The organism is Thermocladium sp. ECH_B (assembly GCA_001516585.1).
Classification (GTDB): domain Archaea; phylum Thermoproteota; class Thermoprotei; order Thermoproteales; family Thermocladiaceae; genus Thermocladium.
The window spans coordinates 1-26,406 of sequence record LOBW01000002.1 but is presented as its reverse complement, the minus strand read 5'-3'; the positions used below and the strand labels follow the sequence as shown (position 1 = coordinate 26,406).

General features: G+C 44.4%; 28 protein-coding genes and 1 pseudogene. 16 read left to right on the top strand and 13 right to left on the bottom strand.

Annotation, left to right across the window (positions count from 1 at the left end; translation table 11 throughout):
* Window positions 1-70 precede the first annotated feature (70 nt).
* The 3 genes from AT710_00605 to AT710_00595 all read right to left on the bottom strand — a co-directional run bounded on the left by AT710_00605 (window position 71) and on the right by AT710_00595 (window position 1,657).
* Window positions 71-853: a hypothetical protein gene (locus AT710_00605; GenBank protein ID KUO93232.1), complete on the bottom strand. Its 783-nt coding sequence runs from the start codon at window positions 851-853 to the stop codon at window positions 71-73.
* A 134-nt stretch (window positions 854-987) separates the two neighbouring features.
* Complete coding sequence (locus tag AT710_00600; GenBank protein ID KUO93231.1) at window positions 988-1,338, bottom strand: hypothetical protein; 351 nt, start codon at window positions 1,336-1,338, stop codon at window positions 988-990.
* The gene (locus AT710_00595; GenBank protein ID KUO93230.1) at window positions 1,295-1,657 is read right to left on the bottom strand and encodes a hypothetical protein; all 363 of its coding nucleotides are present in this window, start codon (window positions 1,655-1,657) and stop codon (window positions 1,295-1,297) included. Before AT710_00595 ends, AT710_00600 begins: the two co-directional genes overlap by 44 nt.
* Before the next feature lie 722 nt (window positions 1,658-2,379).
* On the opposite strand from AT710_00595, the gene AT710_00590 reads away from it, so the two are divergent.
* The 4 genes from AT710_00590 (at window position 2,380) to AT710_00575 (ending at window position 6,443) form a co-directional block, all read left to right on the top strand.
* Window positions 2,380-3,177, top strand: coding sequence for a hypothetical protein (locus tag AT710_00590; GenBank protein KUO93229.1), 798 nt, complete (start codon window positions 2,380-2,382; stop codon window positions 3,175-3,177).
* A 40-nt stretch (window positions 3,178-3,217) separates the two neighbouring features.
* On the top strand, window positions 3,218-4,876 hold the full coding sequence (locus AT710_00585; protein KUO93228.1) for a cobalt ABC transporter ATP-binding protein: 1,659 nt from the start codon (window positions 3,218-3,220) through the stop codon (window positions 4,874-4,876).
* Window positions 4,873-5,919, top strand: a complete 1,047-nt coding sequence (locus AT710_00580) for a cobalt transporter (GenBank protein ID KUO93227.1) — start codon at window positions 4,873-4,875, stop codon at window positions 5,917-5,919. The genes AT710_00585 and AT710_00580 overlap by 4 nt, the downstream gene beginning before the upstream one ends.
* An 89-nt stretch (window positions 5,920-6,008) precedes the next feature.
* Window positions 6,009-6,443: a hypothetical protein gene (locus tag AT710_00575; GenBank protein KUO93226.1), complete on the top strand. Its 435-nt coding sequence runs from the start codon at window positions 6,009-6,011 to the stop codon at window positions 6,441-6,443.
* Window positions 6,444-6,499: 56 nt separating this feature from the next.
* Here AT710_00575 and AT710_00570 read toward each other — a convergent pair whose 3' ends face one another.
* Window positions 6,500-7,141 (bottom strand): hypothetical protein, encoded by a 642-nt coding sequence (locus AT710_00570; GenBank protein KUO93225.1) that lies wholly within the window; start codon window positions 7,139-7,141, stop codon window positions 6,500-6,502.
* An 86-nt stretch (window positions 7,142-7,227) separates the two neighbouring features.
* Between AT710_00570 and AT710_00565 the strand changes: the two genes are divergently transcribed.
* The 4 genes from AT710_00565 to AT710_00550 all read left to right on the top strand — a co-directional run bounded on the left by AT710_00565 (window position 7,228) and on the right by AT710_00550 (window position 11,635).
* Window positions 7,228-8,547 (top strand): adenosylhomocysteinase, encoded by a 1,320-nt coding sequence (locus tag AT710_00565; GenBank protein KUO93224.1) that lies wholly within the window; start codon window positions 7,228-7,230, stop codon window positions 8,545-8,547.
* A 47-nt stretch (window positions 8,548-8,594) separates the two neighbouring features.
* On the top strand, window positions 8,595-10,427 hold the full coding sequence (locus AT710_00560; protein ID KUO93223.1) for a type II secretion protein F: 1,833 nt from the start codon (window positions 8,595-8,597) through the stop codon (window positions 10,425-10,427).
* A 145-nt stretch (window positions 10,428-10,572) separates the two neighbouring features.
* A complete protein-coding gene (locus tag AT710_00555; GenBank protein ID KUO93222.1) occupies window positions 10,573-10,800 on the top strand; it encodes a hypothetical protein in 228 nt (75 codons plus the stop codon).
* Window positions 10,793-11,635: a hypothetical protein gene (locus tag AT710_00550; GenBank protein ID KUO93221.1), complete on the top strand. Its 843-nt coding sequence runs from the start codon at window positions 10,793-10,795 to the stop codon at window positions 11,633-11,635. The genes AT710_00555 and AT710_00550 overlap by 8 nt, the downstream gene beginning before the upstream one ends.
* A gap of 60 nt (window positions 11,636-11,695) precedes the next feature.
* Here AT710_00550 and AT710_00545 read toward each other — a convergent pair whose 3' ends face one another.
* Together AT710_00545 and fabG are read right to left on the bottom strand one after the other, a co-directional pair.
* Window positions 11,696-12,268 carry a 50S ribosomal protein L6 gene (locus AT710_00545; protein ID KUO93220.1) on the bottom strand — a complete coding sequence of 191 codons (573 nt, stop codon included), beginning with the start codon at window positions 12,266-12,268 and terminating at the stop codon, window positions 11,696-11,698.
* A gap of 129 nt (window positions 12,269-12,397) precedes the next feature.
* Complete coding sequence (fabG, locus tag AT710_00540) at window positions 12,398-13,174, bottom strand: 3-ketoacyl-ACP reductase (GenBank protein KUO93219.1); 777 nt, start codon at window positions 13,172-13,174, stop codon at window positions 12,398-12,400.
* Window positions 13,175-13,309: 135 nt separating this feature from the next.
* Between fabG and AT710_00535 the strand changes: the two genes are divergently transcribed.
* The 4 genes from AT710_00535 (at window position 13,310) to AT710_00520 (ending at window position 16,761) form a co-directional block, all read left to right on the top strand.
* Entirely contained in the window at window positions 13,310-13,696 is a 387-nt protein-coding gene (locus AT710_00535) for a thioredoxin (protein ID KUO93218.1), read from the top strand.
* On the top strand, window positions 13,693-14,331 hold the full coding sequence (locus AT710_00530; protein KUO93217.1) for a hypothetical protein: 639 nt from the start codon (window positions 13,693-13,695) through the stop codon (window positions 14,329-14,331). Before AT710_00535 ends, AT710_00530 begins: the two co-directional genes overlap by 4 nt.
* Window positions 14,318-15,157 (top strand): hypothetical protein, encoded by an 840-nt coding sequence (locus AT710_00525; GenBank protein KUO93216.1) that lies wholly within the window; start codon window positions 14,318-14,320, stop codon window positions 15,155-15,157. The genes AT710_00530 and AT710_00525 overlap by 14 nt, the downstream gene beginning before the upstream one ends.
* Window positions 15,158-15,567: 410 nt before the next feature.
* A complete protein-coding gene (locus AT710_00520) occupies window positions 15,568-16,761 on the top strand; it encodes a hypothetical protein (GenBank protein ID KUO93215.1) in 1,194 nt (397 codons plus the stop codon).
* Between the two features lie 16 nt (window positions 16,762-16,777).
* Here the strand turns inward: AT710_00520 and AT710_00515 are convergent, their stop codons facing one another.
* Entirely contained in the window at window positions 16,778-17,002 is a 225-nt protein-coding gene (locus AT710_00515) for a hypothetical protein (protein KUO93214.1), read from the bottom strand.
* Window positions 17,003-17,085: 83 nt separating this feature from the next.
* Here AT710_00515 and AT710_00510 point away from each other — a divergent pair, with 83 nt between their 5' ends.
* Window positions 17,086-17,973, top strand: coding sequence for a hypothetical protein (locus AT710_00510; protein KUO93213.1), 888 nt, complete (start codon window positions 17,086-17,088; stop codon window positions 17,971-17,973).
* Between the two features lie 217 nt (window positions 17,974-18,190).
* On the opposite strand, the pseudogene AT710_00505 reads toward AT710_00510, so the two are convergent.
* Window positions 18,191-19,236, bottom strand: a pseudogene (locus AT710_00505) (glucose dehydrogenase).
* A gap of 51 nt (window positions 19,237-19,287) precedes the next feature.
* On the opposite strand from AT710_00505, the gene AT710_00500 reads away from it, so the two are divergent.
* Complete coding sequence (locus AT710_00500) at window positions 19,288-19,644, top strand: peptidyl-tRNA hydrolase (GenBank protein KUO93212.1); 357 nt, start codon at window positions 19,288-19,290, stop codon at window positions 19,642-19,644.
* 366 nt (window positions 19,645-20,010) lie between these two features.
* A complete protein-coding gene (locus AT710_00495; GenBank protein KUO93211.1) occupies window positions 20,011-20,895 on the top strand; it encodes a hypothetical protein in 885 nt (294 codons plus the stop codon).
* 213 nt (window positions 20,896-21,108) lie between these two features.
* Here AT710_00495 and AT710_00490 read toward each other — a convergent pair whose 3' ends face one another.
* Together AT710_00490 and AT710_00485 are read right to left on the bottom strand one after the other, a co-directional pair.
* Window positions 21,109-22,290: a mandelate racemase gene (locus AT710_00490; GenBank protein ID KUO93210.1), complete on the bottom strand. Its 1,182-nt coding sequence runs from the start codon at window positions 22,288-22,290 to the stop codon at window positions 21,109-21,111.
* A 24-nt stretch (window positions 22,291-22,314) separates the two neighbouring features.
* Window positions 22,315-22,557: a hypothetical protein gene (locus AT710_00485; protein KUO93209.1), complete on the bottom strand. Its 243-nt coding sequence runs from the start codon at window positions 22,555-22,557 to the stop codon at window positions 22,315-22,317.
* A gap of 325 nt (window positions 22,558-22,882) precedes the next feature.
* Here AT710_00485 and AT710_00480 point away from each other — a divergent pair, with 325 nt between their 5' ends.
* Window positions 22,883-23,329 (top strand): hypothetical protein, encoded by a 447-nt coding sequence (locus tag AT710_00480; GenBank protein ID KUO93208.1) that lies wholly within the window; start codon window positions 22,883-22,885, stop codon window positions 23,327-23,329.
* On the opposite strand, the gene AT710_00475 is transcribed toward AT710_00480, so the two are convergent.
* The 3 genes from AT710_00475 to AT710_00465 all read right to left on the bottom strand — a co-directional run bounded on the left by AT710_00475 (window position 23,326) and on the right by AT710_00465 (window position 26,337).
* Complete coding sequence (locus AT710_00475; GenBank protein ID KUO93207.1) at window positions 23,326-23,655, bottom strand: methionine--tRNA ligase; 330 nt, start codon at window positions 23,653-23,655, stop codon at window positions 23,326-23,328. The genes AT710_00480 and AT710_00475 overlap by 4 nt on opposite strands.
* A gap of 128 nt (window positions 23,656-23,783) precedes the next feature.
* Window positions 23,784-24,776, bottom strand: coding sequence for a heat-shock protein HtpX (locus AT710_00470; protein ID KUO93206.1), 993 nt, complete (start codon window positions 24,774-24,776; stop codon window positions 23,784-23,786).
* A gap of 244 nt (window positions 24,777-25,020) precedes the next feature.
* A complete protein-coding gene (locus tag AT710_00465) occupies window positions 25,021-26,337 on the bottom strand; it encodes a hypothetical protein (protein KUO93205.1) in 1,317 nt (438 codons plus the stop codon).
* Between the last annotated feature and the right edge of the window lie 69 nt (window positions 26,338-26,406).

Below are 26,406 nucleotides of genomic sequence, written 5' to 3'. Positions count from 1 at the left end.
TGAAAATGCCCTACACTTCTGGAAATAATGTCCATGCCCCACGATGGAGAATTTGTCTCCTCTCTCGCTATTAAAGGAACATTTTCTGCACAGTTCTATCCAGATTTATCAAGAGTAATTTCGGGTCTTCACCTTCATATAGCCACTTAAGTTCCCGTAAGTCTTTGTCGGCTGTTTCCGCCTCAATACCGAAGCCTTTTGCTATATCAATTATTTTTGCCTCTATGTTTAGATAATCAGCCGTCTCGAGCTCTGGGTAGTAGCTCTTGGCGTAGCTCTTTAATATATTGTATCCGCCATTACTTAGCACAATGATCTTCAGAGGTAACTTGTATTTGGCTGCTGTCCATAAGCCTTGAACGGAATACATGAAGGACCCATCTCCTACCATGGTGAGCACTTTTTTCTCTGCTATTGAGATGCCCAGCGATGCTGATAATGCCCAACCCAGTTGCCCGCTCTTCGCTGTGAAGTACTTATTATGGCCATATCCCATCACGCTCCTAACTGTTGGTGAGTATGATATGGATTCATCAACTATGGTGAAGCCTTGAAAGATCTTCCGTACCTCATACATGACGTAATCAATGCCCATCACTGCCCTTGATCTCGCCACCCTATTCATATACAGCAAATCCTCTTCCCGCTTATAATCGCATTTACGCGTGACCTTCTTGGCTGCCTCTCTCATGAACATCCGTGGATTCATGATAAATGCTTCCCCCAGCCTTGGGTCTACATCAAATCCCACCGATATCACGTGCTTGCCTGGAAGGAGGGGGGATGGTAAGTATGGATACAGAGTTATTCCGCCTCCAATTATCAATATTAGATCATGGGTCAAGAGCTTCATGTTTATCAATGTTGATCCAGGAAGTAAGTAAGTCTCCTGCGAATCTCCTGTTATTGGAATTAAAGGGGGATCTATGCGCTAATGGCTCGGCGTAAACGGGGCATCCAATGGCTTCCGCCAATTCCTCTGCTTCCTTAAAAGCATTGAATACCCCTTAATTCGCGTGCACCGGTTAGTATCGGCCATTGTTTAGCCTTTATTTCTGAATTTAGTTGTATCAAGTTACGTAGCAACGCCAAAGCGAACATTATGACATGCTCGGCCACGGCTTCTTTATTGGCGACCGGGATATTGCTTAACATGATGCCTCTATGCTTGACTTCCTCTAGATCCACATTGTCATAACCAGTACTAGCTACTTGGATGAATCTTAGATTAGGTAGTTTATTTAGAAGCTCTGCGTCAACTTTAGTAAAGGTTGTTACTATTAGTACATCTGCGTTATTTCTCTCGAAATCTACGGATGTAGTTATGGCAACTTTCATCAACATAATCACTTAATCCAGAGAATGAAGGATCAGNCTCCGCCATTTGTGCCTCCTGCTTTGCTTCCTCGCACTTGCCGAGCTTAATTAATGCAAAACACTTATTAGCGTGATAGCTTTGGTTCCTTGGTTCCTCTTTTATTGCTTCCTCAAATTCATGCGCCGCCTCATCGTATCGCTTCATCGCCATCAGAGCCAGACCAAGGCAATTATGGTACAGGGGATTCCTTGGTTCCTCTTTTATTGCTTCTATGTATTCCTTTACAGCCTTTTCGTAGAAGCCGTGAATATATGCCTCAANGCCTTTTATATANTGCATCGACACGTGCTCATTGTGCTTCACCGCTTTAAAACATTATTGGTTAATGATAAAATCAATGACGAGCCTTGCGAGGGCGGCAATAGTTGTCTCAGCGGTTAAGCCAATCATTAATCGCGCATCATGGAGTAGCGGTAACTAAAGAGGACATAATCCCCCCTCAAGGGGTCCCATCATGGAGGCCGGAGTTAATTAAAACGTTTTCAGTACGGAAATCCTTAAAAACCATTTGGGGTAATCATGGTGAACGGGCCCGTAGCTCAGCATGGTGGAGCGATCGGCTGATAACCGATGCCAACGGCGGTAAAGGCCCCGGTCAAGCAATTGCTTGGGGGATGTTCAAATCCCGGCGGGCCCACCAATCCTTACGATAAGTCTCTCAACATGACTAGGATTAAATAATAGTAGACCTGATGATAGAAGAACGGCAAGCTTTCCCCTTTAGGGGGCGGGTAATTGGTGCTTCTCTCCCCTTGTTCTCTGGATTAATCTTGGGGGAGCGGGTTGCCGGCGATGCCCAGGGAAGGGGGAGAGAGCCCATAAGGATGTAACTCCCAGTCAAGGAGCCCCTCAAGTCGGGAGGGGATCAATATTGGTTTCGTTTCTTATGTTTTGCTTCTTGCTTAAATGGTTTAGAACTATAATTATGCCTATATATACACAGATATTGTTAGGATTTTCAGTAAATAAGTTTTATAAAAATATCGATTATCGATCACTATATGCAGTTAATAATATTCGCATCAAGCGCGGTGTGGAATGGCGTGCATTTTAATCTGAACTCCGTGATACCATGGTATGTGATATTGATTTATGGATTGATATATGTGGGGGTATTGGCGTGGATTTGGCGAAGCGGCAAATTCTCATCATTTAAAACAATTGATTTCGTGTATATAGCATTGATCGTTGCTTTATTAATAGTCTATAACTTCTTTATATCGCCCATAATACCTAAGGTGGGAGCAATTACCACGTGGTTCTATTACCCCATGATAGGCGAGATATTCCTCTTATTGACCGTGGCGGCTCTTGTGGGTAAGCCGGGCACAATGGCTATAACAATGTTTGTATATACGTTGCTATCCGATATATTCCATTATGGATTCGGCGGCGAACCATTCTACTTTATTTATGAGATATTGGCCTATGGAGCCATATTAGACATGTGGCTTGCATATCGTGGTGAACTGTTTCTCTCGCCCTATATTAAGTCAAGGCCTGGCTCCACATCCGCTGGAGCTTCTCTAGAGGAGAGGATAAAGGCGCAAGCAAGCAAAGCCACCACTGTTGGCTATGTGCTAATGGTGTTAGATGCATTAATTGGGGCCATTCCAATGGCGGTGGCATATAGCTTATTCTATAGGGGATTCTTTGCGACTTTCGTCAGCGGCTTTGTATATAAGCCGAGCCTGGTATATGCTACAACAATAGCAAGCGTGGGCGGCGGCATAGTTATGGGCCTCATATCGCTGCCCTTTGTGGCGTATATAAAGCGGGTAGTGAAGGGAGCAATATAATTTAATTTACTTTCATGAAAATAAATTCGGTGGGTATTTCATGAAGGCTGTTGAGATAGAGGATCTCTCGGTGGCGTATTTCGGAAGACATGAGTTGGCTTTACGCAATGTATCATTATCAATAGAGGAGGGCGAATTCATTCTATTAACGGGGAAAACAGGTTCAGGTAAATCCACGCTTCTAAATGCAATTAATGGCGTGATTCCCCACATAATTAGCGTCGAAATGGAGGGATCAGTTCATGTATTTGGGCAATCCACGCGGGAAACGCCTCTCCATAAGTTATCCACGATGGTTGGCACAGTGTATCAGACGCCGGAGAACCAAATATTCTCCCTAATAGTTGAGGATGATGTGGCCTTCGGATTAGAGAACATGGCTGTTCCGCGTGATGAAATGGTGAAGCGAGTAGAGGATTCCCTGCGATTAGTCAATCTCTGGAGCAATCGCTCTCATCCAACCTTTCTACTAAGTGGCGGCCAAAAACAGAGATTAGCATTTGCAAATGCCCTGGCACTAAGGCCAAAGTTGCTCGTGCTAGATGAGCCGACCTCTCAATTAGACTCGGTGGGCACGGAGGAGGTTTTTGGCTTAATTAGGTCCCTTAATAAGGATCATAGGCTCACGGTGATAATGTCGGAGCATAAATTGGAGCGAGCGATCAATATGGTTGATAGGATAGTGGTTATGGATAATGGATCCATAATCATGGATGATGAGCCCCATAAAGTCCTTAAAGCAGGCATAGCCAAGTATGGACTCGAGGAGCCCCAAGTCACGCTTCTTCATAAGTCAATTCAGGGTAACTCCGAATTCATGCCGATAACCGTTGATGAATTCATTGAGGTAGATGGCCAGGCAGTAAAGCAATTGGATATCCATGACATCATGCATTCAAGCGGTGGCGAACCCAGGATAATAGTTGAGGATCTATTCTTTAGATATGAGAAAAATTCTGATTGGGTATTGAACGGCATTAATCTTATGGTTAAGAGCGGTGAATTCGTGAGCGTAATTGGGCCCAATGGCAGTGGAAAAAGCACATTAATGAATCTGATCAGCGGCATTTATAGACCACAGAGAGGTAAGATATTAGTGGCTGGTGTCGATGTTTCCAGGGCTCCCCGTAATCGCCTCGCCTCATTAGTGGGCTACGTGTTTCAAGATCCAGATTACATGTTGTTTAACTCCACGGTGGAGAACGAGATAAGGTTCACAATGAATACCGTTGGTATTAAGGATGAGTCCGTGTTCAATGATGTGGTAAGCATGTTTAAGTTAAATGGATTACTAAAGGAATCCCCTCACCGCTTATCCGTGGGTCAACGACGATTAGTTAGCCTTGCTGCTGTGCTAGTGGCGAGGCCGCTGGTCTTGATGCTGGATGAACCAACGAGGGGACTAGATTACGACACGGGGGAGACCATGATGAGTTACGTTAAGGAGCTTCAATCAAAGCTTGGCTTAACGGTGTTCATGGTTACCCATAACATGAAGCAAGTGGGTGAGTACAGCGATAAGGTGATAGTCATGAATGGGGGGAGAATAGTCATGGCTGACTCCGCCGAGAACGTATTCACGGAGGCGCTTAATCATAAGGAGTGGGCTGTCTCACCGCCTCAAGTATTTATGGTAAGCAAGCTACTGGGGCTTAAACCATTTGCTTCATTGCGTGCAGTAATGGGTGATGCAAAGTGATTCCAGGCCTNCTCTATAATCCGGTCATTAATTGGGCAATAGCGATATTATTATTATTTTACGGCCCCGTTCTCATAATAGTACTGATCTATAAGGTGCTTGGCTTCACGGGCTATATGTCCCTCTTCAAGTATGCTGGCGGTGNTTCATTTATATATAGGCTTGACCCAAGAACAAAGATACTGCTGGCCATTATATTAACAATAGTTGCGGCGATGACTATTTGGTGGATATCTGCGATATTCCTGGCCGGGGTATTAATGCTCTACTTATTCCTGAGGGATCCAGTTGCTAAGATGCGGGTCGCGGGCCCCCTCATATTAGCTACATTCATAGGCACCGCATGGAGCGAAAGCCTATTTGCTCCATTCACATATCTATATGCAATATTCAATCATCATGTAACCTTCATTTACTTGCTGCCACCCATATTAAGCTCATTNGGGGTCACCCAGGGAAATTCCTCGGCGTCCGTATTTTTGCTGGGAAGCACGGCATCACCGGTTGGATTAACCTGGGAGGGATTAATATATGGGCTACAGATATCGTTCCGTGCAACCGCCTCAATAGCATCTGGTCTGCTACTAATATTCTCCGCCTCCCCATCCGATATACTTAGGTCCCTTGAGAAGTCAAAGCTACCTATTGAGCTAGGCTTTACCCTGCTTCTAGCCGCCTCCTCTATACCTAAGGTACTGGAGAGCTCCATGATAGTCATAAACGCATTGAAGGCAAGGGGCGTTGATGTTGTGCCACGGGGTTCCCGGAACCCCATTGTGATAATTAAGAGGCTTGGTGCCTCCTTTAGGGTGGTGATTCTCTCTCTCACTGCAATAATAATATTAACCCTTAGGAATGCTAGGGAAATAGCAATAGCCGCTGATCTTCGGGGCTTCAGGGCAAATAAGTATAGAACATATTATCATGAACTTAAATTAACAAGGCTTAATTTATTTGTGATAGCGATGCTGGTGGTTATACTGATCATTGGAGTCTACGTGTCTGGTCTTCCGGGGATGGGCGCTGTTCCCTATAATCCCTAATAAATATAATATATATAATTTATTCCACAATATATTCTGTAATTAAAATAATGAACAAAGTTTATTTACCAGACTTTCGTTTATCGCCTATGTCAATTACGACAAAACAAATAATAAAGAAACAACCCATAGGAATAGCCCCGGATAAATCAATCAGGGAAGCAGCCTCCCTAATGGCTAAGGAAAACATAGGGTTACTGGTTATTCTTGATGGGAATAAAGTAATTGGCGTAGTGAGCGAGAGGGATGTAATGAAGGCGGTTGCCTCCGGCGCCAATCTAGATGACCCAGTGATAAGCATCGCCTCAAAACGCGTTATAACGATTAATGAGGATGAAAACATCTATAAGGCGGCAGAGCTCATGCATGGAAATAATGTGCGGCACCTAGTGGTCATGGGAAGGGATGGCTCACTGCGCGGCGTTATATCGATAAGGGATGTAGTAGGCGAAACGGTTAGATTGAGGACATTAGCGGAAAGCACAGTACCTAATCAGGAAGAACCATCACCGCACACGGATTAGTGAAATAATATTCCATTGAGATATTTCCATTATTGGGCTAGATAACTGGTGATGAATTAAATTTTCAATTGGTAATTCTGGAACCTATTAATTCTTTTATTAGGTACCTCATGGTGATCCTTGCACCTAGCCTGATAGGTTTCCCTTGCTCCAATCATTATGAGGGGTGAATCGTATGGTGCTGGTTTTCCATTTAATAATCGTTGAGTATAGTAAGCCTCCCTACCACATACATCGCAGACGGCCGTTAATTGAGTGATTTTATCCGCTATGGCTATGAGGTATCCCATTTTCCCAAACGGTTCTCCCCTGAAATCCATGTTAAGACCGGCGGCTATTACATCTATTCCCCGCTCATTAAGTAATCGTATCGCATCAACTATTAGCGGCGGCTCCTCGCTCCCAAGAGTAAAGAATTGCACCTCATCTATTCCGATAACGTCGAAGCCCTTTGTTAGTGTTTCATTGACTAATGCAGTGACTCCATTATTATCTTCACCTATGAAGCTTACATCGCCATAACTGAGCCCACCTAAGCTCCTCCATTCCTCTACTCCTCCGTACCTCCCCTTTGAGTTAATTGGCGCAAATAAGTGAGTACGTCTATGCCTAATTTCGTGCCTCTTTAATCTACGTATTAATTCCTCGGTTTTTCCTGAGAACATTGGCCCTATTATTATTTCAAACGATCCAACCATTTGCTTTTCCCTCATTTCACTTTAATAATGATTACTCAACTAATTATGAAGCGGAGTAGTTAAAAATAGATGAGGGGAGGAGCCCCATGGTTGAATCCAAGGTACGGGATCCGGGATTAGCTGATCGCGGAAGAATGCAGATAGAGTGGGCTGAACGCAATATGCCTGTTCTTCTTCTCATTAGGGAGAGATTTCAACGGGAGAAGCCGCTCGCTGGATTGCGTTTATCGGCTAGCCTCCACATAACTAAGGAGACCGCTGTTCTCGCCAGAACCTTAGTTGCCGGGGGGGCCGACGTATTTTTGGCTCCATCGAATCCATTATCGACCCAGGACGATGTGGCAGCCGCATTGGCCACTGATGGCATAAAAGTGTATGCTTGGAAGGGAATGAATGAGCGGGAGTACTATAATGCAATTGGAGCAGCAATATCCCACTCCCCACAGGTAACGCTTGATGATGGGGGCGATTTAACCATAACTCTACATAAGTTAGCCATGGATATAAATGATGATTCTATAAGGTATGCTAAGGAGATGATCGGTAATATCGATTTTAAGTCAATGGTCAAGAACATTTATGGAGGAACCGAGGAAACAACTACAGGAGTGCTTAGATTTAAGGCAATGGAGCGCGAAAAGACTCTTCTTTACCCAATAATAGCCGTTAATGACTCATATACAAAGCACTTATTCGATAATAGGTATGGCACTGGCCAAAGCACTTGGGATGGCGTCTTGCGTGCCACGAATGTACTGATAGCTGGAAAGGTAGTGGTCGTATCGGGTTATGGTTGGGTAGGGAGAGGCATAGCGGCTAGGGCTCGTGGACTTGGCGCGAGGAGGGTTATTGTGACGGAGGTTGATCCAGTAAGGGCCTTGGAGGCGGTTTTCGATGGATTTGAAGTAATGCCGATATCAAGGGCTGCGGAGGAAGGCGATATATTCATAACGGCCACCGGCGATATGCGCGTAATAAATTACGAGGCGATTCTCAAGATGAAAGATGGAGCTATGCTGGCCAATGCCGGTCACTTCAATGTGGAGATAGATGTTGATGCCATTGAACGAAATGCGATTAGGAAGCGTGAAATAAGGCCATTCATGGTCGAGTATAAACTACCCAATGGCAAGGTAATATTCTTATTAGGCGAAGGAAGGCTAGTTAATTTGGTGGCGGCGGAGGGCCATCCATCAGAGGTTATGGATTTATCATTTGCGAACCAAGCGTTGGCATCCGAGCATATAGTTAAGAATAAGGGTAGAATGCAGCCAGCGGTATATAAGTTGCCCGAGGACCTTGATATTGAAATAGCTAGATTAAAGCTTAAGGCCATGGGGATTGGGATTGATGAATTAACTGATGAGCAGAGGAAGTATGTATCGGCGTGGGCTCTTGGTACTTGAATTCTAATTCGAAAAAGGTTAAAAATCCCAATCATTCCTCTTAGGGTATGGGGTTTGATGATGTGGCTCTATCCAGCATGATGCCATTAGTTAGATTAATGCTGAAGAATGAGAAAAGAAGAGCCGAGTTGGAGAGACTGCTTTCCTCCTCTCTATCGTTTACGGCGCCGGAGAGATTCCTAGCGCGAATATTATTAGTGACGTTAATAATTACCGGCATCGTGGTCTCGCTATCTTTAGTATTGATAATTCCGAACTATGAATTCTTCATTGTATCGTTTAGAAACGGCATGGCTTTTAACTCGGCTTTTTTGCCGTTCACTATTAAGGTATTGATTGGATTCTCCATATTGGTGGTGCCCCCCCTCATTTTTTTAATGCTTTATAATATGCCTAAGATATCCTCATCGGATCTGGCATTTAAGATAGATACCGAACTTCCATTCTTCTCGGCATATCTATCAATGATGGTTAGCTCCGGGTTATCCGTGTTCAGGGCTGTGGAGAGAGTGGCCTCCATCTCAATACTGGACACGACCGCCCGCGTCTCTAGAATGGCATATATGAGATTTAAGGCGTTTGGGGAGGATCCAATATCGGCTTTAAACGATGTTGCATTATCATCGCCGAGCAAGAGCTTCATGGAATTCATGACAGGTTATGTGACTAATGTAAGAACGGGCGGAGACGTGCTTCACTTCGTTAATACCAAGCTTCATGACATAGTATCGGCCACTGTTGAGCGTGCTAGAAGGGGCGCAGAGATGTTGGGAACATTAATGGAATCATACATAGGTTCCGCAGTCATATTATTGATAGGACTTGATGTTATGTACCTAGCTCAAACAGTGACTCCTAATGGGAATGCCTTNGCTGCAGTTAATCANGCAATTAATTCCAATTTTATGTTTGGTCTATTNATAACCCCAATGATAACTCTCGCATTCATGTACTTAGGCGAGGTCTCCGGTTTCAAGACGCCTTTCACGGATTATCGTCCATATAAGGTGGGCGGCATAGCTGCAGCAATTGCTGGAGTAGCCTCCCTATTTTTCTTTGTTGAGTGGTTCCATGGTAACTTAGCTAATAGGGTACTTTTGTTTGGTTATCCATTCGATTTCACTGAGGTCGTCGGCATTACGTTGATAATCGCTTTTACGCCAGCAGCAATATATGGATCCAGAATAGTTTCTCAGCGTTGGGAACTGGAGAAGGAATTATCATTGTTCTTACGGGACTTCACGGAATTAAGCAAGTCAGGTTTCGTGCCGGAGAAGATATTTGAGACATTGAGTGAGACTAGGCATTACGGTGAATTGGATCCATATCTGGCAGAAATAACCAAGCAAGTACGTTATGGTGAGCCCCTCCGCAATGTCGTTAATAGCGTAATGGGTAGAATGCACTCATACTTGGCCAAGGTTTTTAATTGGTTGCTCCTAGAATCAATAGAGTTCGGGGGAGCTAGGCCAGAAGTATTAGAGAGCCTAGCATCTTTTTCATCCGATATCGTCACTATTCAGGAAGATGCTAGGGCCAGGATGAAGCCTCTCCGCTTCGTGCCATATATAGGAGCCGGCATACTCATATTAACGCTCGCCATAATGTTATCATCAATTGTTAGCCTAGCCGCTGTGCTTAACCACTTCCCGCCCAGCACAATTGATTTATTATCTACATCCTTCTCCATATCAGTTATAATTAATTCATTCCTAATGGGCTTCGTGGCCGGCAAATTAGGCGAGGGCGAGTTAGCGATGGGCTTTAAGCATGCAATTGCATTAACGGCATTAACTCTAGTGGTTTATATGGCATCCCCACTAATTGGCCACATGTTATTTGGAGGATTAATGGCTAACAGCTCCGGTGGATTCCCATAAAGTGCCAAATTAATGGAATATAACTTATTCCCCGCAAACATCAGCTGGAAAACAGATTAAAGATAATGAGCTTCCTGGTGGTTTTCTTGAGTCGAGATCTAAGAAGCGATAGCGTTAAATTATAGCTGATACATAATTGGCACCGATGAAGCGAAGCATAGCGCTAGAATTGGCTGGATTAGCATTGATGCCGATTGGGTACCTCATTTCAATGCTTGGGGTGCAAATGCCTGGATTAGCTATATTTATGGTTGGATATGCGATAAGCATAGTGGAAATGTTGTTTACTAGCGAGACGCGGGAGGAGATTCAGGTAAGAAAGCCCTCCCCCTCAGATCTAAAGAGTAGGCCAACAAAGAAGCCCGGTGAGTAGCATGAGGACTATCTTAATTACTAGTGGCACTAAGGGTGGCACAGGTAAATCAACTATAGCGCTGAACCTATCCGTGCTAGCTGCTTATCGGTTGCGGGATAAGGCCCGGTATCCCGTGATTTTAATTGATGCAAGCATTGATAGTGGTTCCTCATCAATGCTCCTCTTTGGTCAACCTGATCCAACCGTTCAATATACATTAATAGACTTACTTGATGGGAAAGTAGTTGATCCATTATCCGTATTCTATCTTCGCCAATGGCAAGTCGATGCATCGCAATTCAATCTAGTATTTGCAGCGTCTGGCTTTTCAAGTAATAATAGATATAGACCGCTTTATCCATTGAGGAATTTATATAATTCCTTAACGGCTTTATCGCCTATTCTAACCATAATAGATAGTCCAGCCCTAGGCTTCTCAAGCGAGTTCCTTGACGTGACTGCGCCTTATCTAACAGACATAATACCAATAGTTACGCCGGATCACAGTTCCATAAAGGCAACAAAGCTAGCCATTAATGCCGCTCGAGAGGTGAATTCAAGAATAAATATATTAACGCCAATACTAAACATGCTAGATGAGAGGTACCCAATTGATGCATCCACTGGTGTTCCATGGATTGAGATAGTCAAGCAAGAAATTGGAGCGGAACCGCACATAATACCTCTAGATGAGTATATCCAGATCTCGCGTCAAGCCTTGGAAATAGAAATACTTAAAATAAGTCCTCTTGAATCCAGGGGAGTCTCGGAGATAATTAATTACTTCGATAAAGCAATAAGCAAAATCATCGAGTCAACCTTAACTCCTACCCTAAGGGAAAACAAGACCTGAATAGGAGATTAGATTCATCTTCATAGAAAGGAATCCCCCATCTAAATTAGGCAAGCGACTTCACTTAGTGAACTCAGTTGCATAGACATATATTCCATCAAGCACGCCGGGCGTGCCTTCTCTGCCGTGAGGGCTTATCCTATCTTTTCCCCTTAATGTAGTGGCCATTTCCACATTGGCTGCAAAGTGGCTTACCGTTTCCTTATCTATCCCCTCCACTATTATGTCATCCTTAGTGGCTTGAACTTTTACTCCATCTGGTATTGGGATGATTATCTTGGATTTGCGGCCCAGGAAATTCTCGATTACTAATTGCTTCCCCTGCACCTTTATATTCATTGGGAAATGTGAGAAAACTACCTTTAATTTGTATCTCCATCCCCGCGTGACGCCCAGTATCATGTTATTTATGTGACCAGCCACGGTCCCAACAAGGGCCTTGGTCTTCCTATCGGCGAAAAACGTGTATATGCTAATATCATTGTTCTCCTTCTCGATTATTATTGGAAGAGATGAGAAATCCCTCTCCAATGATCCCATTGGCCCCTTAACTGTGACTTTATTATTAGCAATAGTAACTGTGACTCCGCTTGGCACCTTAACTATGGTTGATGCTATCGGCGCATATGTCATGGATAAGGCAGTTGCGAAACAGTTTAAAAATTTAGTGAAGCGCCATTTTTTAAAAGCAATTAAGCTGCGTGGGTTCCACGAATGAGATGGAGGGCTAACTCAACATTTATTTTATTCTGGGTAATAAGGCTAGACGCTGTGGGTTAAGTTATCCACTCTTCCTCCATCTATTACTATTACTTGCCCAGTCATGTAGCTGGATTCATCAGAGCCCAAGTAAACCGCCAGTTTACTTATGTGCTCAGGCTTGCCGACCATGCCAAGGGATGTACGTGACTTGAAGCTCTCCTCGAGCCTATGCACCTCATCAGGGGNTTTTCCACCAATAGTTAGATCGGTCTCAACCCAACCCGGCGCTATTGCATTGACTCTAATACCATAGGGCCCAAGCTCGAATGCAAGCCGCTTTGTTAGCATTATTATTGCGGCTTTGGTTAATGCGTAAAGAGTGGTTCCTTGAGCTGCAGTTCCTATGCCGGCATTAGAAGCCATATTTATTATGCTTCCTCTCTTTTTCTCCTTCATGTGGGGAATAACCTCCAATGTAGTATAAATTGTTCCCATCAAGTTAACTCTCCACATCGCGTTGAACTCATCCTCATTGAAATCCTCAAAATTCCGTAGGTACCAGATTCCAGCATTATTGACCAGTATATCTATCTTGCCGAGCGTTGCCTCTATTTCTTTAACCATGTTTCTAACCTCTAGTCTATTGGATACATCGGCCTTAAAGATCTCAATGTGATCGCTGATTAGTTTCAACTCCTTTGCTTTTTCAAGTGATGAATTATAATTAACGGCGACTCTAGCTCCATGCTTGCTGAATTCTAGGGCAATTTCCCGTCCAAGCCCCCTTGATGCCCCCGTTACTAGAACTACCTTATTCTTAAGGTCTTCGAAAACCATATACGTCTCGCTTTATGTAAGTTTTTAAATTTTAAATAATAAAACGAATGACAAACCTAGCCCTTCAGGGCGGGGAGGAGGTCAGTATAATATGTGGGTAAGGTTTATAAAACATGATGTTTGCCCCCACTATTTATGTCAAATGATGAAGAATTAAATAAGATACTTGAACGTAAATATGAGGAATTAACTAGACCCGCAGAGGTCAGCCACTTAACTAAGAATAACTTTGATGAGTTCATCAAGGAACATGAAGTGGCTGTTGTGGATTTCTGGGCTCCTTGGTGCGCTCCTTGCTTCATGCTTGAACCCATAATCAAGCAATTAGCTATTGAATTGAAAGACGTAGGCTTCGGCAAAGTTAATTCAGAGGAGGAACCGGACATAGCCGCGCGATACTATGTAATGAGTCTCCCCACCATTATAATTTTCAAAAATGGGGAACCGGTTGATACGGTAATAGGGGTAGTACCAAAGAAAGCGCTGCTGAATCGCATAATGGCTGTGGTGGATAAACAATGATGCCAATACTCCTGGGAATAGATGGATTAGGCTATGGCGGTTTCATGGAGTGCGAAACACCCACGTTTCTTAGCCTTGTTAATTCAATGGAGAGAGGAGTTGTTGAGAATCATGCGCCTCAACTCGAGAATACAGCATGGTCAACAATACTCATGGTAAGCGGTCCAGATCCATCCTCCTCCGCATTAATGAAACTGACGAAAGCCATTGCGGTAAATGTGCCGATCACAGACCCAACCTATGGCATATACAGCATACACTTAAATGAATCGACTACGCCTGAGGATGAGGTTAACCAAGTCATTAATGCGGTGATAAACGCCTCAAGAGAAAGACCAGTAATAGCTTCAATAACCGCAATAGAGAGGTTTCTACATAAGAAGCCCAGCATGAAATGCGACATATACTCCATAATAGATGGCGGTATACGGCGATTGCTTTCCAGTAGCGACTTGGGTCACATAATAATTTTCTCTCCCTTCGGTGAACCCCAATCCGAGAAGGAGGGCGATCATTATGATTATGGCGTGTATCTGTCGACTATGCCGCGTCCCCGGCATCATGATACTGTTAAGCTTGATGAAATAGGCTCCTTATTTCTAGATATGGTGGAGCAAGCAAATGCGTACCAATAGGTTCATCATATCTAATAATGAATTGCGCGGAGAAGTATTATCGCTTGGTGCATCTCTGGCGGATTTACGGTATGGAAGCAAGCAAATAATCTTGCCCTATAGAGATGATTATAGGGTTACTAGGGCCGGCATGGCAATATTAGCTCCCTTCGCGAATAGGGTCAGAAATGGCGAATACGTATTCAATGGGGTCACATATAGGTTGCCGGTGAATAATGAGGGGCATGCAATTCATGGATTCGTTAAGGACAAGGAGTGGCAAGTTATCGAAAGAAGTGATGCATTTATATCGATGGGGTTGGAGTTGAAGAATGAGCCGGGCTACCCATTTAAGTTACTCTTCAATGCAAAATATGAGATACGCAATAATGGTCTTGATTTTAGCTTAATGGTAATTAACGCAGATGAGAAGGCGGCGCCCATAACCGTGGGCGCTCATCCATATTTTACCTACACTACTCCCAGGAACGAATGGTTGATTGATGCGGGGGATGTCTATAGATTGGAAGCAATCGGCAATATACCCACTGGTCGAATGATACCTCAAAGACTAGTTACACGGGTGGGCGAGTATGATGACTGCTTCAAGATCAATAAAGACGAGATCCAACTAATATTCTCAGAAGATTGGGGGATAAGCATCAAGTTGCGGGGCTTCCACTTCATCCAATTATTTACGCCGAGTTGGGCTAATGCAGTGGCCGTGGAACCCATGACAGGGGCACCGGATGCATTTAATAATGGAATTGGCTTGATCACGCTTGGGCCAGGCAAGTCAATATCCCCCAGCTTCAATGTAATTCCATTAAAGTCTATTTATAGATAGAGATAAAAAGCTGCTGATTAAATATCTCTTTATGGATAAGAAGGAGAATTGTGATGAATGCATAAAGCATTACATGACTGTTTTTAAATCATTGGAGGAGGCATTTAAGGTGTGCCTAGACCTAGGGTACACCGATTGTAATCCTGAGTACCTGGATGCGCTAGAGGATAAGTAATTCATGTGCATGTAAAGAACAAGGAACAAGACGAAAGCCTCAACCATTAAGGGAAGAGGTGGATTGTGAAAAACACATGCAATTGTTCGTCAATATTATCGAAGGTCAATAATATATTGACATTCTTATAGATGGGGTCTCAAACAGGCGAGAAGCCCGTCGCTCAGGATGAGGGAGGGCTAGACGCATTAAGTTGTCACAAAGAGTTATATATGCTGCATATATTTGTCTCTTAATGAATGATGTGGTTCTTGTCCGGTATAGTGAGATAGCGATAAAGGCAGCCGCCAGTAGGAAGAAGATGGAGCGGCTTCTTATATATAATTTAAGGAACGCCCTGGAGAGACGCGGCATTGATTTCCATGATATAAGCAAGACCCAGGGACGAATATTGATACGTACTCCACAAGCAGATGCTGCTGCAATTGCTGCGTCTCGAGGATTTGGCGTAGTATCTGCATCGCCTGCAATAGAATTGAATGTTACTGGCCTTGGCGATCTCGTAAGGCATGCGGCTATGGCTTGGAGCAAACTAGTTAATGGTAAGAAGTTCGCCGTGCGGGTACGCAGGATCGGCGTGCATAACTTTAAGTCCATTGATGTAGCGAGGGAGGTGGGTGCCGCTCTATTTAATTCTTCTAATGGAGTTGATCTAGAGAATCCCGATATTGAGCTATTTGTTGAGGTAAGGTATGATAAGGCTTACCTATATCACGAAGTGATTCCGGGTCCTCGTGGGCTTCCATTAGGTTCACAGGAAGGCAAAGTGCTTGGGTTGGTCTCCGGCGGCATTGATAGCCCAGCCGCCGCATGGTTAATGATGAAGCGAGGAGTCTATGTTGACATGCTGTTCTGCAGCTTGATAGGGGAGGATATTGAGAGATTCATAAGGGTCAGCAAGGCGCTTTATGATAATTGGATATATGGCTATGACCCTGTTCTTTACATAGTTGATTGCAGAAAGATAGCCTCGGCGATTCGGCAGCGCGTTAATCCTCATGTATGGAATACGGTATTCAAGTACGTGCTTTATAGGATTGGAAATAAGGTGGCAAGGGAGGGGGGATACTTAGGTATGGCCACCGGCGAATCAATGGGTCAAGTAAGCAGCCAAACCCTACATAACCTCTATGCATCATCGCTGGGTATTGATATGCCAATTTATAGGCCGCTCATAGGGCTTGATAAGAGCGAAATAACTGAAATAGCCAGAAAGATAGGGACATTTGAAGAGTCGATCAAGTCGATTGAGGCTTGCATTATATTATCTAGGAAACCTAGAACAAAAGCTGATCCCCAATTAATAGCGGATGAGTCTAAGAAGGTGGAGGCGGAGGTTCAGGATGCTTTGGGCAGGATAGTGATTAAACGCATGAGCGAGATAGATATGGGCAAGCTGAGGGAGGAGGTTATGGGTATGCTTGGTTGATTTTGAAGTTTTCTATTTATTGCTTCTCTCCTATTATTTCTCCATAACTGCTGACCGAGAATGAATTGTTGCACTTGGGGCAAGTTATTGATATCCCCATATTGTACCATGACTCCCCCATTTCAACCTCAAACACGTGGCCGCAGTGCGGGCATTTTGCTCGTATCTTTAATACCCTCTCCGGTTCTCCGCCAGAGTACTCGTAATCCTCCGGCAACTCCCAATTGCTTCCTGATGACATGATTCGCCACGTATTAGTTGCATTTATTAATTTTTCTACTTAAGAAAATTACTTTTAAGGCATTTCCCGCCAAATTTAGCCTAATGAGGATTTGGTTACCTAACGCCGCTCTTCTCAGAAGCATTAGGGAAGCAATTGATTTGGTTCAAGGAGTCACCGCACCTAATTTCGATGATGCATTAACTCTAGCACTATTCGGTTTCTCCGGTTCATATGATGATGCATTAACTCTATTCATGAATTCAGAGGATATATTATCGATGTACTTGATCACTAAGCATACTTTAAGGAATCAAAAAACATCGGAAGCAATTGAGAAAATGCGGAAGTTGAAAAGCAAGATAAGACATGAGTGCGCTGCCGGTGCCCTAGATGAGCTTCTTTGCCTAAGGCTTCGCGCCTTCAATCATGCCTCCGCTTATCAGAGGTTGCTGGAGCTTTATGGTAGTGCCAATCCATTAGATTTAGCGGATGCATTTATTTCATATAATCACGAGCGGCTGGGCCTTAAATTACTGGAGACTCATCATCCAAGGACTTCTCACGAGGCGTTGCGTGAATTAACGGTTTTTCGAAGGGCAATGGGTTTAACCGCCATGAAGGGTTCACTAATTATTGGAGTGAATCACTTAAGTTACTTGGATTGGCTAATTATAGAGGGGGTGGGCGGTGGTTTACTTCTTCAATTTAATAATCTGCACAGGGCTTATACCGTATCCACGTCTCAAGTACAAGCAATGGAGGGCCGCCTCTTGCTTCATGATGCCTCATGGGAAATAGAGGAAAACGATGCAGTGATCACTAGAATTAAGTGGCGTGGCGGCGTATTAATATTTATGGGCAATCCAACGCCTCAAGTATTAAGGCTAGAATTACCGGGGGAGGGAGTGGTCAAGACATTCACTGCGGAATTCAGATGGCGTGGCGAACTATTAGTTCCACCCATGGATTACGTATCAGTGATGATATAGCTACTGACCTCCTCCCCGCCTTTAGGGCGAGGTTTGCCGTTCGTTTTATCATTCATTATGGTGGAGAAGGTTGAGTAGCACAATCCATTTCTAAATAGGTAATCGCTGGGCTCCGCCTCACTTATAACCCGAGACCCCTATGAGTGCTGGTTAGTCCAGCCTTGCTATACGTGTGGCAATACAAACTGGCATATGGGTTCCCATGAATTTATCTAGGTCACTCGCTTATCCTGAGAACCGTCTTTATATCTTCATGGGTCCAAGTATATGCCTCGCCATAGTTATCTAATGTGGATGTCTTAGTTATTAGTTTATTTAGCCAGTTACCATGAACGGCCTTGCTTTTAACCATGTGTTGAAGACCGGTCTCGAAGTGTTTTATGGATGCATTCACTGAACCAATTATTGCCTTATTATTAAGCACTGCATCTGTTAGAAGGGATCCCACATCATGCGCCTCGCCTCCCTGGGGATAAACTCCAAGGAGAACCATGACTCCACCAGCTGCCAAGTGCTTTATTGATTCCATGGCAACGCTAATTGCGCCCGTGGCTTCCACAACTAAATCAAATTCCCCCTCTATCTTATCAGTTAATGTATCGATATACTTGCTTCCCAGCTCCTGCGCCAGCCTAGCCTTTAAACTATCAATGGGTCGAGTTGCCGCAGTAACTGTCTTCAGCCCCATTAATCTAAGGACCATGGTTGCTAGAAGACCTATGGGTCCAGCCCCCATCACTAATGCAGTTGAGGGATGCCAATCAAATCTGGATTCGCCTACCCGCATTGCTACATCTATGCCCTTCTCCACAACTGAAAGCGGCTCCGTGAGGACCGCTACATCCATTACTTCCTTCGGAACCTTGACCAAGTACCTCGAGTTAGTGACCGAGAACTCGGCTGCGTGTCCATGGAGTCCCCATATGCCGTGCTCCACGTAGTGACCCATGGGGCAGTAATCAACGGGTAGATCACAATTCACGGGCCGCCTAACGGTTGGCACCACTGCTTCCCCCTCAGAGATAGAATCTACGCCGTCCCCAATCGCCTCGACTCTCGCTAATGCCTCGTGTCCAAGTATTAGAAATTGGGAACCATCCGGTGCCTTACCGTATTTCCCCTCTATTATCTCCTTATCAGTGCCGCATATGCCTATTTGCAGCGGCCTCAGCAGAACCTCGCCCTGCGCTTTGGGGTTGGCTTATCAACATCACGTAAGCGTATTGAATTGGGCACGCCTGGAACAACAGTTACCGCCTTCATGGATGAGGAGTTAGAGAGAACTTAATAAAGCGTTTGGTTTAAGTCGCCTAAATGGAATTCAAGCAATCAATAGTGGTTAGGGTGGATCTAAAGATGAGTTGCGGCAAGATGATTGCCCAAGGCGCCCATGCATCCGTAACATCGCTTATGGAAACAATGAAGAGACGCAGGGAATGGGTTGATGAGTGGATTAACCAAGGTCAAAAGAAAGTAGTATTAGAGGTGCAGTCGCTGGAGGAATTGATGCAACTAGCAAACAAGTCAGCCTCACTTGGATTACCACATGCAATTATAGCGGATGCAGGACTAACAGAACTTGCGCCAGGCACAGTAACTGCTCTAGGCATAGGGCCTGCTCCCCGTGAATTAATTGATAAAGTAACTGGGAGTCTCCGCCTCCTCAAGTGATTGCTAATTTAATCAATTTGAGCTTAAAATCACCAAGCAATAAGGCAAGCGGCAACCCCATCCCCTTTAGGGCTGGATCCTTTTCATGCTAATAAATGATGATTTTATATTCGTTTATGTTTAACTAATTTTGTATAGAAGCTTAATGTAATAACATCTTGCTGGGAAAAATTACGGAATGAAGAGCCGCAAGAAGGCTTTGCTTTATCCAAGGCGTGAAAAGCTAATGGGCGAGTTAAGCGGAGAGGACGGTGGAGTTAAGGGTATAATTACTCATCGCTCAGGTAAATGATTCTTCTTCATTGTAATATTATTGTTTAACGACTTGTTAATAGCTTTAAAAAGGGCTAATGCTTCTTTTCACTCATGTCCAGCGACTTTGATGAGGAGGAAAAAAACGAGGAATTAGAGGAGGCTGAGGAGCAGCCTGAGGAAGAGATGGAGGCTGAGGTTGGGGGGAAGGGATCATTAAGCGGCGAGGGCGGGGTTTACTCTCTTCTCTTTCCTAAGGGCAAGGATGTTAGGTATGTTTTTTCAGCGATGGCAACCATGTTAAAGGATGCCGCGTTTAGCTTGGGGCCTGATGGGGTTAAGCTAAGGGCAATGGATAGTTCTAAGGTATCTATTATAATGCTTGATATACCCTCCTCCAGCCTTGATGAGGTAAACATAGGAGAGGAGATCAAGGTTGGCATATCGTTTGATGTCCTTAGAAAGATAATGAGGAGGATCAGTTCCAGGGATAAGGTTGAGTTTATAGTGGATAAGCCTCAGGGGAAGCTTCATGTGGTTATTTATACGAAGAAGGGGAAAGAGGGGGGAATGTACCGCAAATTCAGCTTATCCTTAATTGACGTATCCATGGAGGATGTGCCAGAGCCTAATCTCGAGTATCCAATAAGGATAACGGCCGACTTAGATTCCATGCTTGATATAATAGCTGCTGCTAACGATATAAGTGATATTGTTTCATTCGCTGCGGCAGCGAATCAATTCATCATTCGCGCCGAGGGGGAGGGAGGCAAAGCGATTGAATCAATATATCAAAGCACTGATGAGTTATTTCATGAATATGTGGTCAATACGGAGGGCTCGGCATCTTACTCGGCAAAGCAGATACTTGGATTCATGTCGCAAATGAGGCAGATATGTGATGCAGTAACTATGGAATTCGCCACTGATAAGCCTCTTAAGTTAACGTTCAACTTTTCGACGGGTTCACTATTGCTTTATTTACTGCAGAGGACATGACTATTAAGGGATGGCGGGTTCTCGCATTTTATGGCTTGTTTTTGAGTTACCCCCATCTTCACCGGCATTAGATTTAGGAGCGGCAATGGATATCTATTACCTCAAAACAGGGAGCGGTTCAGGTAACGAGTGCAAAGGGCTTCGGGAAAACTTCTAGGCTTGTTGCTTCAGCAAGTGCTTATTATTTTATTATTTTTTAATCGCGGCTTCTATTTATTTCCATGTTCCTTTAACTACCCATACGGGTTCTTCCGGGTTAAAGTATTCGGGGCCGGATGCCTTTAGATTTTCCAGTAATTTCTCATTAACGGTGACTCCAATGCCTGGCCTTGATGGCACTTCATAGTGGCCATTTATGACTGGAGTTTCATTATTTACGAGGTCTCGCTTCCATTGAGGCCAGAAGTCATAGAATGATTCCTGTATTAAGAAGTTGGGTATGGCTGCATCTAGTTGTATGGTTACGGCGTTCTGGATGGGGCCAAAGGCGTTGTGGAATGCGACCTCAACTCCATATGCCTCAGCTAATGCAACTACCTTTCGAGCCCCCGTTACACCCCCTATATTGGTTATATCGGGTTGAATGAAATCTAGTAATCCGGCCTCTAAATAAGTTAATGCATCCTTTAGGCTAATGAGTCTCTCTCCTAGGGCCACCTTAACCCTAGTTGCTGACCTATATTTCGCCAATCCATCCAAGTCCTCTGGATGAACTGGTTCCTCCATGAATAACGNATTAAAGTTGCTCAGGGTCTCTGCTATCGATATTGCTGAATTAGGATTAAACCTGCCATGATGCTCTATCATTATGTCAACCCCATCGCCCACGACATCCCTAACAGCCTTAACCCTTGCCCTGGCCTCTTCTAATCCCCGTTGATCTATCCAGTCGAAGTATTTACCAAAGGGATCAAACTTAAGCCCAGTATAGCCCATTGAAACCACTTTCCTAGCTTTCTCAGCGAAGTCAGCCGGCGTCACTGCATCATCATACCACCCATTGGCGTATGCCCTAACTCTATCTCTACTGCGTCCACCCAATAATTCATGAAGTGGCGCACCCAATTCTCGACCTATTATATCCCATGAAGCAATATCTATCGCGCTAGCGGCTGTGGTTGACTCAAATGACCTAGCCATGTAGAAATCATGCTTATACCACTCCCTTAGGTTGGCCTCTACATTATGAGGATCACGCCCAATATAGACCCTCGCCGCTTCCTTAATGGCCTCGACCACAGGCCCCACCCTAAGCGTTGGTACAGCCTCGCCCCAACCAACCGCGCCGCTTGACGTAGTCACCTTAACTATAATGGATACGCCGGCCCAAGTTGCGGCCGTTGGATTTTTTTCGCCTATAATGAATGTATCTATATTGGATATAGTCTCCGTCATGTTAGGCAAATATGCATGGGTAAATTAAATGTTGTGCTCATCGTCGACTTGTAGTCCCCACCGCCCTAATGCCAAGGAATAGTAAATCCCCATACTTAACATGAGGTAAAGGCTAGAAACCATTNTGCGGTCTCTAGCATTCTTTGCCGCCGTCTTCTTTCCCAGCGAGTAGGGTTCCCCGGTTTTTAAGGGGTTACATTCATTCATGAAGGGCGTCCTCCCTTCTCCCCCTTTATCTCCTGGAATTATGAGGATGAGTCGCATCATCTCCATTATGCTGATTAGGATGGAACTAAACCAAATGGATAATGCTACATTAACCCCAAGGTGGGCTCTCCTCTTTCNCTCTCAAATATCGGCGGGAAAAACAGGAACCATAATAACTTAAATCCCTGGAGGGGAATCATTCAAGGTGGGATCAATCTTCTTCTGGCCTTTCTATGGAGCGCATCATTTAGTCGCCGAATTTGTTTTTCTTTTCTCTCCTTTTGTAAAAGAATATGCTCTTTTAGGCTCCAGAGGTTGGGGCCGGCGTCTCACTGGGATTGGTTATGAGTGCTGGGTTTAATTAGGTAGGTTCCCCTCTGATTATATGGTAAGGATAGCTATAGCCACCGACGATGATAAGACGATCAGCAAGGGTCATTTCGCCCACGCTCGCAAGTACCTAATCTATGACGTTGATTCAAATGGACTTAATAGGGTTGAGTCACGTAATAATCCATTGGGTAATTTGCCTGATGCCGATGATCCAAGCCAAGTTAAGGCATATGTGGAACAATTAGGGATACCAATACATGGCTTATCGAAGTATGAGTGGCTTCGCAAAAATGTGTTAAGCGATGTAGATGCGATTATAGCAAGCGGTGCATGTCAAACAAGTTTCAATTATTTCACATCTGAGGGCGTTCAAGTATTGTTCGTGGAGCCCGGTGTATCTGTTGAGGATTTATTATCTCAAATAGTGCTCGCCAGTGATGAATCGGATTCCAATGATGTTGATTCACGGAACGAGAATTGGGGAACCGATAAGGATTAGCAGATTCGTTCTCCGACCAATTCATCACTCGCCTTATCTATTGTGGCTACGGCTGGTTTCCCCTTCTCGCCGCATGTGGCTAGTATCATTCCTTGGCTCTCTATTCCAAATATTTTCCTCGGCTCTAAATTAGTTATCACTATTACATACTTTCCCCTCATCTCTTCCGGTTGATAATACTCGGCTAACCCAGTTACTATTTGCCTCTTCTCCGTGCCTAGATCAATTATTAGCTTAAGGAGCCGCTTGCTCTCCGGTATGCGTTCGCTCTCGATTACTTTCCCAACTCGAAGATCCATCTTCATGAATTCCTCGTGACTTATCATGGCTCCTCAATAATTGAAGAGGTTTTTATCCTTAACCATTCGTGAATAGTGGACTATGGATAGGAATTAGTTTGTATAAATTGATCCAGATTATTCCGCGTCCGATCCTTAATGCCTAGATTATTGCATTATTGTGCTTGCGCTATTTTATCGAGTAGTTGTATTCTCTTTGCTGGATGTGGGTGATCGCTTAATATATCATCCCATGGCGTCGGCTTGTAATTCCGCCAATAATCTATTAACTCATCAACGTCTGCATCGCTTGCCTCCCTGCTTATCTTATCATCGGCGGGGGCAAAAAACAGCATCTTAACCATATTATTGGTGGGGGACTTCTTGATTTTAGCTATAGTGCGCGGATCCATGTATAGCACTATCTTGGCCAGGGCGCGTTGTAGATTCTTTGCGGCATTCGGTATAGTTAATGCGGAGTTAACGTCGGCATATGCCTCTCTCAATCTATTGACATATAGCAAAACAAACTGAAATAGAAAGCTCACGCCAAGCAGGGCCACCCCAATAAGCAGCATGCTTCCATTATTTCCCCTCTCGCCCCATGCGCCTCCCCACATTCCGCTCCACATTAATGAGTAACCAAGCCAGTAAATAAGCGCGGGGATGAGGCCTATGGCCATTAGGAACTCCACATCCCTATGCCTGAGGTGCCCCAACTCATGTCCAAGCACTGCGGCCAACTCATCTTTATTTAGTATCTTAAGTGCAGGTCGAGTTATGGCAACACGCTTGCCGGCTATCGGGCTTCCATAGGCAAACGCATTTGGGAATGGGGCCTCAGCAATATATACCTTGGGCGGCTTGGAGAATCCATTGGCCTTAGCCACCTCATCAACTACATCAACTACCCAACCATAGCTTGGGTCATCCGGCGTTATTTCGTGCGCCCTATACGCAGCATTTATCATGTATGGCCCAAATAACCATTGTGCTATGTTGATTATTAAGACAAGTATTAGCATGCCGCTTATCAAATCTATTCCAAGAGCTAGGCTTCCCCCGCTCAATAATTCGGCTATGCCTACCAGCACGGCAATTGATAGGAGCACTATTGTTATGGCGCTTAACCCCATTACTAATCTAAGTTTAATTAATTCCCAATTCATATGGGTCGATTCGATTGAGGTTTTAAAAACCTTACTCATTACTCGCCGGGAAATTGTTTACCTTAATATGGGAATGCCGAGTTTCGCCCCTTCAGTAAGAGGAACATAATATGGTTTCGTAATTGGGATACCATTAAGTTACTTGACCTAATTATAAGTTGGGCACATGGCGATGCATGGCTGGGCATTCAAGAGTTTATGAGCTGAAAGAGNTTTGATCAGTCCGTCGCCAGTTCCTCATCCCTCAGCCGTAATGTAAGTCATCACGTTCCCCCAGGACTTTCTCCAGCTTATTAATGTAATGCACCTTCTCTTTCTCCTCATAATTATCTCCGAGCCTAATCATGCCTAGCCTTATGTGATCCACAGGCCTTAAATCCTCCATTGTTGCCGGTATTATTACCACGGCCTTGCTGCTTTCATAATATATCTTCTTCAGCATGCCCAGCGACACTAAGTAACCATCCGGGTCCTCCAGTGCAATGAGTAACCCGTTCTCCCAATTAATTGGCAGTATTGCTACCTCTACTCCAGGCATAGCCTTGACCACTAATTCCTTCACAGCTGGAGACAGCATTATTGCCTTCTTACCGAACTGTTCCCCATAGACTATTGGCATTTTAAGGTACTTGGATGCCAGTGACCTAATGTTGGCATCAAATGGTACACCCCCAGAAAGCGGCAGGTTAAGTATTGGCTTCTCCGATAAATTAATGGTGGCCGACTTAGCCGGCATGAGGTACTTGCCGTAACCCATCTCCCTATGTAGCCTTCTATCCTCTCTCGTCTTTATCGCTAAGGGCGGCGCATTCAGGAGAATTGGGTTGAAGCCATTTTTCTTAACTTGATTCACGAGTTCCTCTTCCTCTCCTTTTTGAATTATTACCACGTAGTCTGGGCTTAGTTTCGATAACATGGATAGCTTATACTGGATTGCCGTTGCTTCGGTGATCCATCCATCCGTGTTTATTATAGTGGTATTGACGCCCTCATGCATCTCCAGGTAATCAACTAACTTAGCGACTCCATTAACCGCTTCTTGCCATGTATGTTCAAGGCTAGTCGTCCTTAGGAACACCATTTTTAGAGGGGGAAGCATGCTTAAATGAGTGACCGGCTTACTTGACTTAGCGCATGCTATAGTTGTGGGTGGACCCAGATCATTTTGACCTGGATCTGCATCGATGACTCCAGCCACATTTCCAGCGCTAACCGCCTTATTCATTGCCATTATTGTGAACGTAGTCTTACCGACATCCATCATGCCTAAAACCACCACTCTCTTTCCCTTCCTCATTATTGACTCGGCGGCCATCGCCCACGACTCCAGCACTTCCTCCCCGGGCTCCGCATTCTCGACCTTGCCCTCCGGTCCAAGCGTCACATCTAGTTGAGTTAGTTCAAGCGCCTTAACAGCCACCTTCCTGGTCCTAAGGATTGTGAGTCTGGATCCAGCGCTGTAAATGGTTCCCAACGCATATATGGAGCCCCTCAATACCTTAACATTAGCTGGTCCCTCTATGCGAATAATTGAGCCGGACTCCAGATTTACCGTATCCACATCGTTATTGCGATACATATTTTTTAAAGATGCCGTTATGGGAAGAGTGAGCTACCCCGCCCTTAAGGG

Bases quoted from the DNA above. Each gene is read 5' to 3' on its own strand.
- AT710_00605 (KUO93232.1), bottom strand. From the start codon at position 853: ATGAAGCTCTTGACCCATGATCTAATATTGATAATTGGAGGCGGAATA.
- AT710_00600 (KUO93231.1), bottom strand. From the start codon at position 1,338: ATGAAAGTTGCCATAACTACATCCGTAGATTTCGAGAGAAATAACGCA.
- AT710_00590 (KUO93229.1), top strand. From the start codon at position 2,380: ATGCAGTTAATAATATTCGCATCAAGCGCGGTGTGGAATGGCGTGCAT.
- AT710_00585 (KUO93228.1), top strand. From the start codon at position 3,218: ATGAAGGCTGTTGAGATAGAGGATCTCTCGGTGGCGTATTTCGGAAGA.
- AT710_00575 (KUO93226.1), top strand. From the start codon at position 6,009: ATGTCAATTACGACAAAACAAATAATAAAGAAACAACCCATAGGAATA.
- AT710_00570 (KUO93225.1), bottom strand. From the start codon at position 7,141: ATGGTTGGATCGTTTGAAATAATAATAGGGCCAATGTTCTCAGGAAAA.
- AT710_00565 (KUO93224.1), top strand. From the start codon at position 7,228: ATGGTTGAATCCAAGGTACGGGATCCGGGATTAGCTGATCGCGGAAGA.
- AT710_00555 (KUO93222.1), top strand. From the start codon at position 10,573: ATGAAGCGAAGCATAGCGCTAGAATTGGCTGGATTAGCATTGATGCCG.
- AT710_00545 (KUO93220.1), bottom strand. From the start codon at position 12,268: ATGACATATGCGCCGATAGCATCAACCATAGTTAAGGTGCCAAGCGGA.
- AT710_00535 (KUO93218.1), top strand. From the start codon at position 13,310: ATGTCAAATGATGAAGAATTAAATAAGATACTTGAACGTAAATATGAG.
- AT710_00530 (KUO93217.1), top strand. From the start codon at position 13,693: ATGATGCCAATACTCCTGGGAATAGATGGATTAGGCTATGGCGGTTTC.
- AT710_00525 (KUO93216.1), top strand. From the start codon at position 14,318: ATGCGTACCAATAGGTTCATCATATCTAATAATGAATTGCGCGGAGAA.
- AT710_00520 (KUO93215.1), top strand. From the start codon at position 15,568: ATGAATGATGTGGTTCTTGTCCGGTATAGTGAGATAGCGATAAAGGCA.
- AT710_00515 (KUO93214.1), bottom strand. From the start codon at position 17,002: ATGTCATCAGGAAGCAATTGGGAGTTGCCGGAGGATTACGAGTACTCT.
- AT710_00510 (KUO93213.1), top strand. From the start codon at position 17,086: ATGAGGATTTGGTTACCTAACGCCGCTCTTCTCAGAAGCATTAGGGAA.
- AT710_00500 (KUO93212.1), top strand. From the start codon at position 19,288: ATGGAATTCAAGCAATCAATAGTGGTTAGGGTGGATCTAAAGATGAGT.
- AT710_00495 (KUO93211.1), top strand. From the start codon at position 20,011: ATGTCCAGCGACTTTGATGAGGAGGAAAAAAACGAGGAATTAGAGGAG.
- AT710_00480 (KUO93208.1), top strand. From the start codon at position 22,883: ATGGTAAGGATAGCTATAGCCACCGACGATGATAAGACGATCAGCAAG.
- AT710_00475 (KUO93207.1), bottom strand. From the start codon at position 23,655: ATGATAAGTCACGAGGAATTCATGAAGATGGATCTTCGAGTTGGGAAA.
- AT710_00470 (KUO93206.1), bottom strand. From the start codon at position 24,776: ATGAATTGGGAATTAATTAAACTTAGATTAGTAATGGGGTTAAGCGCC.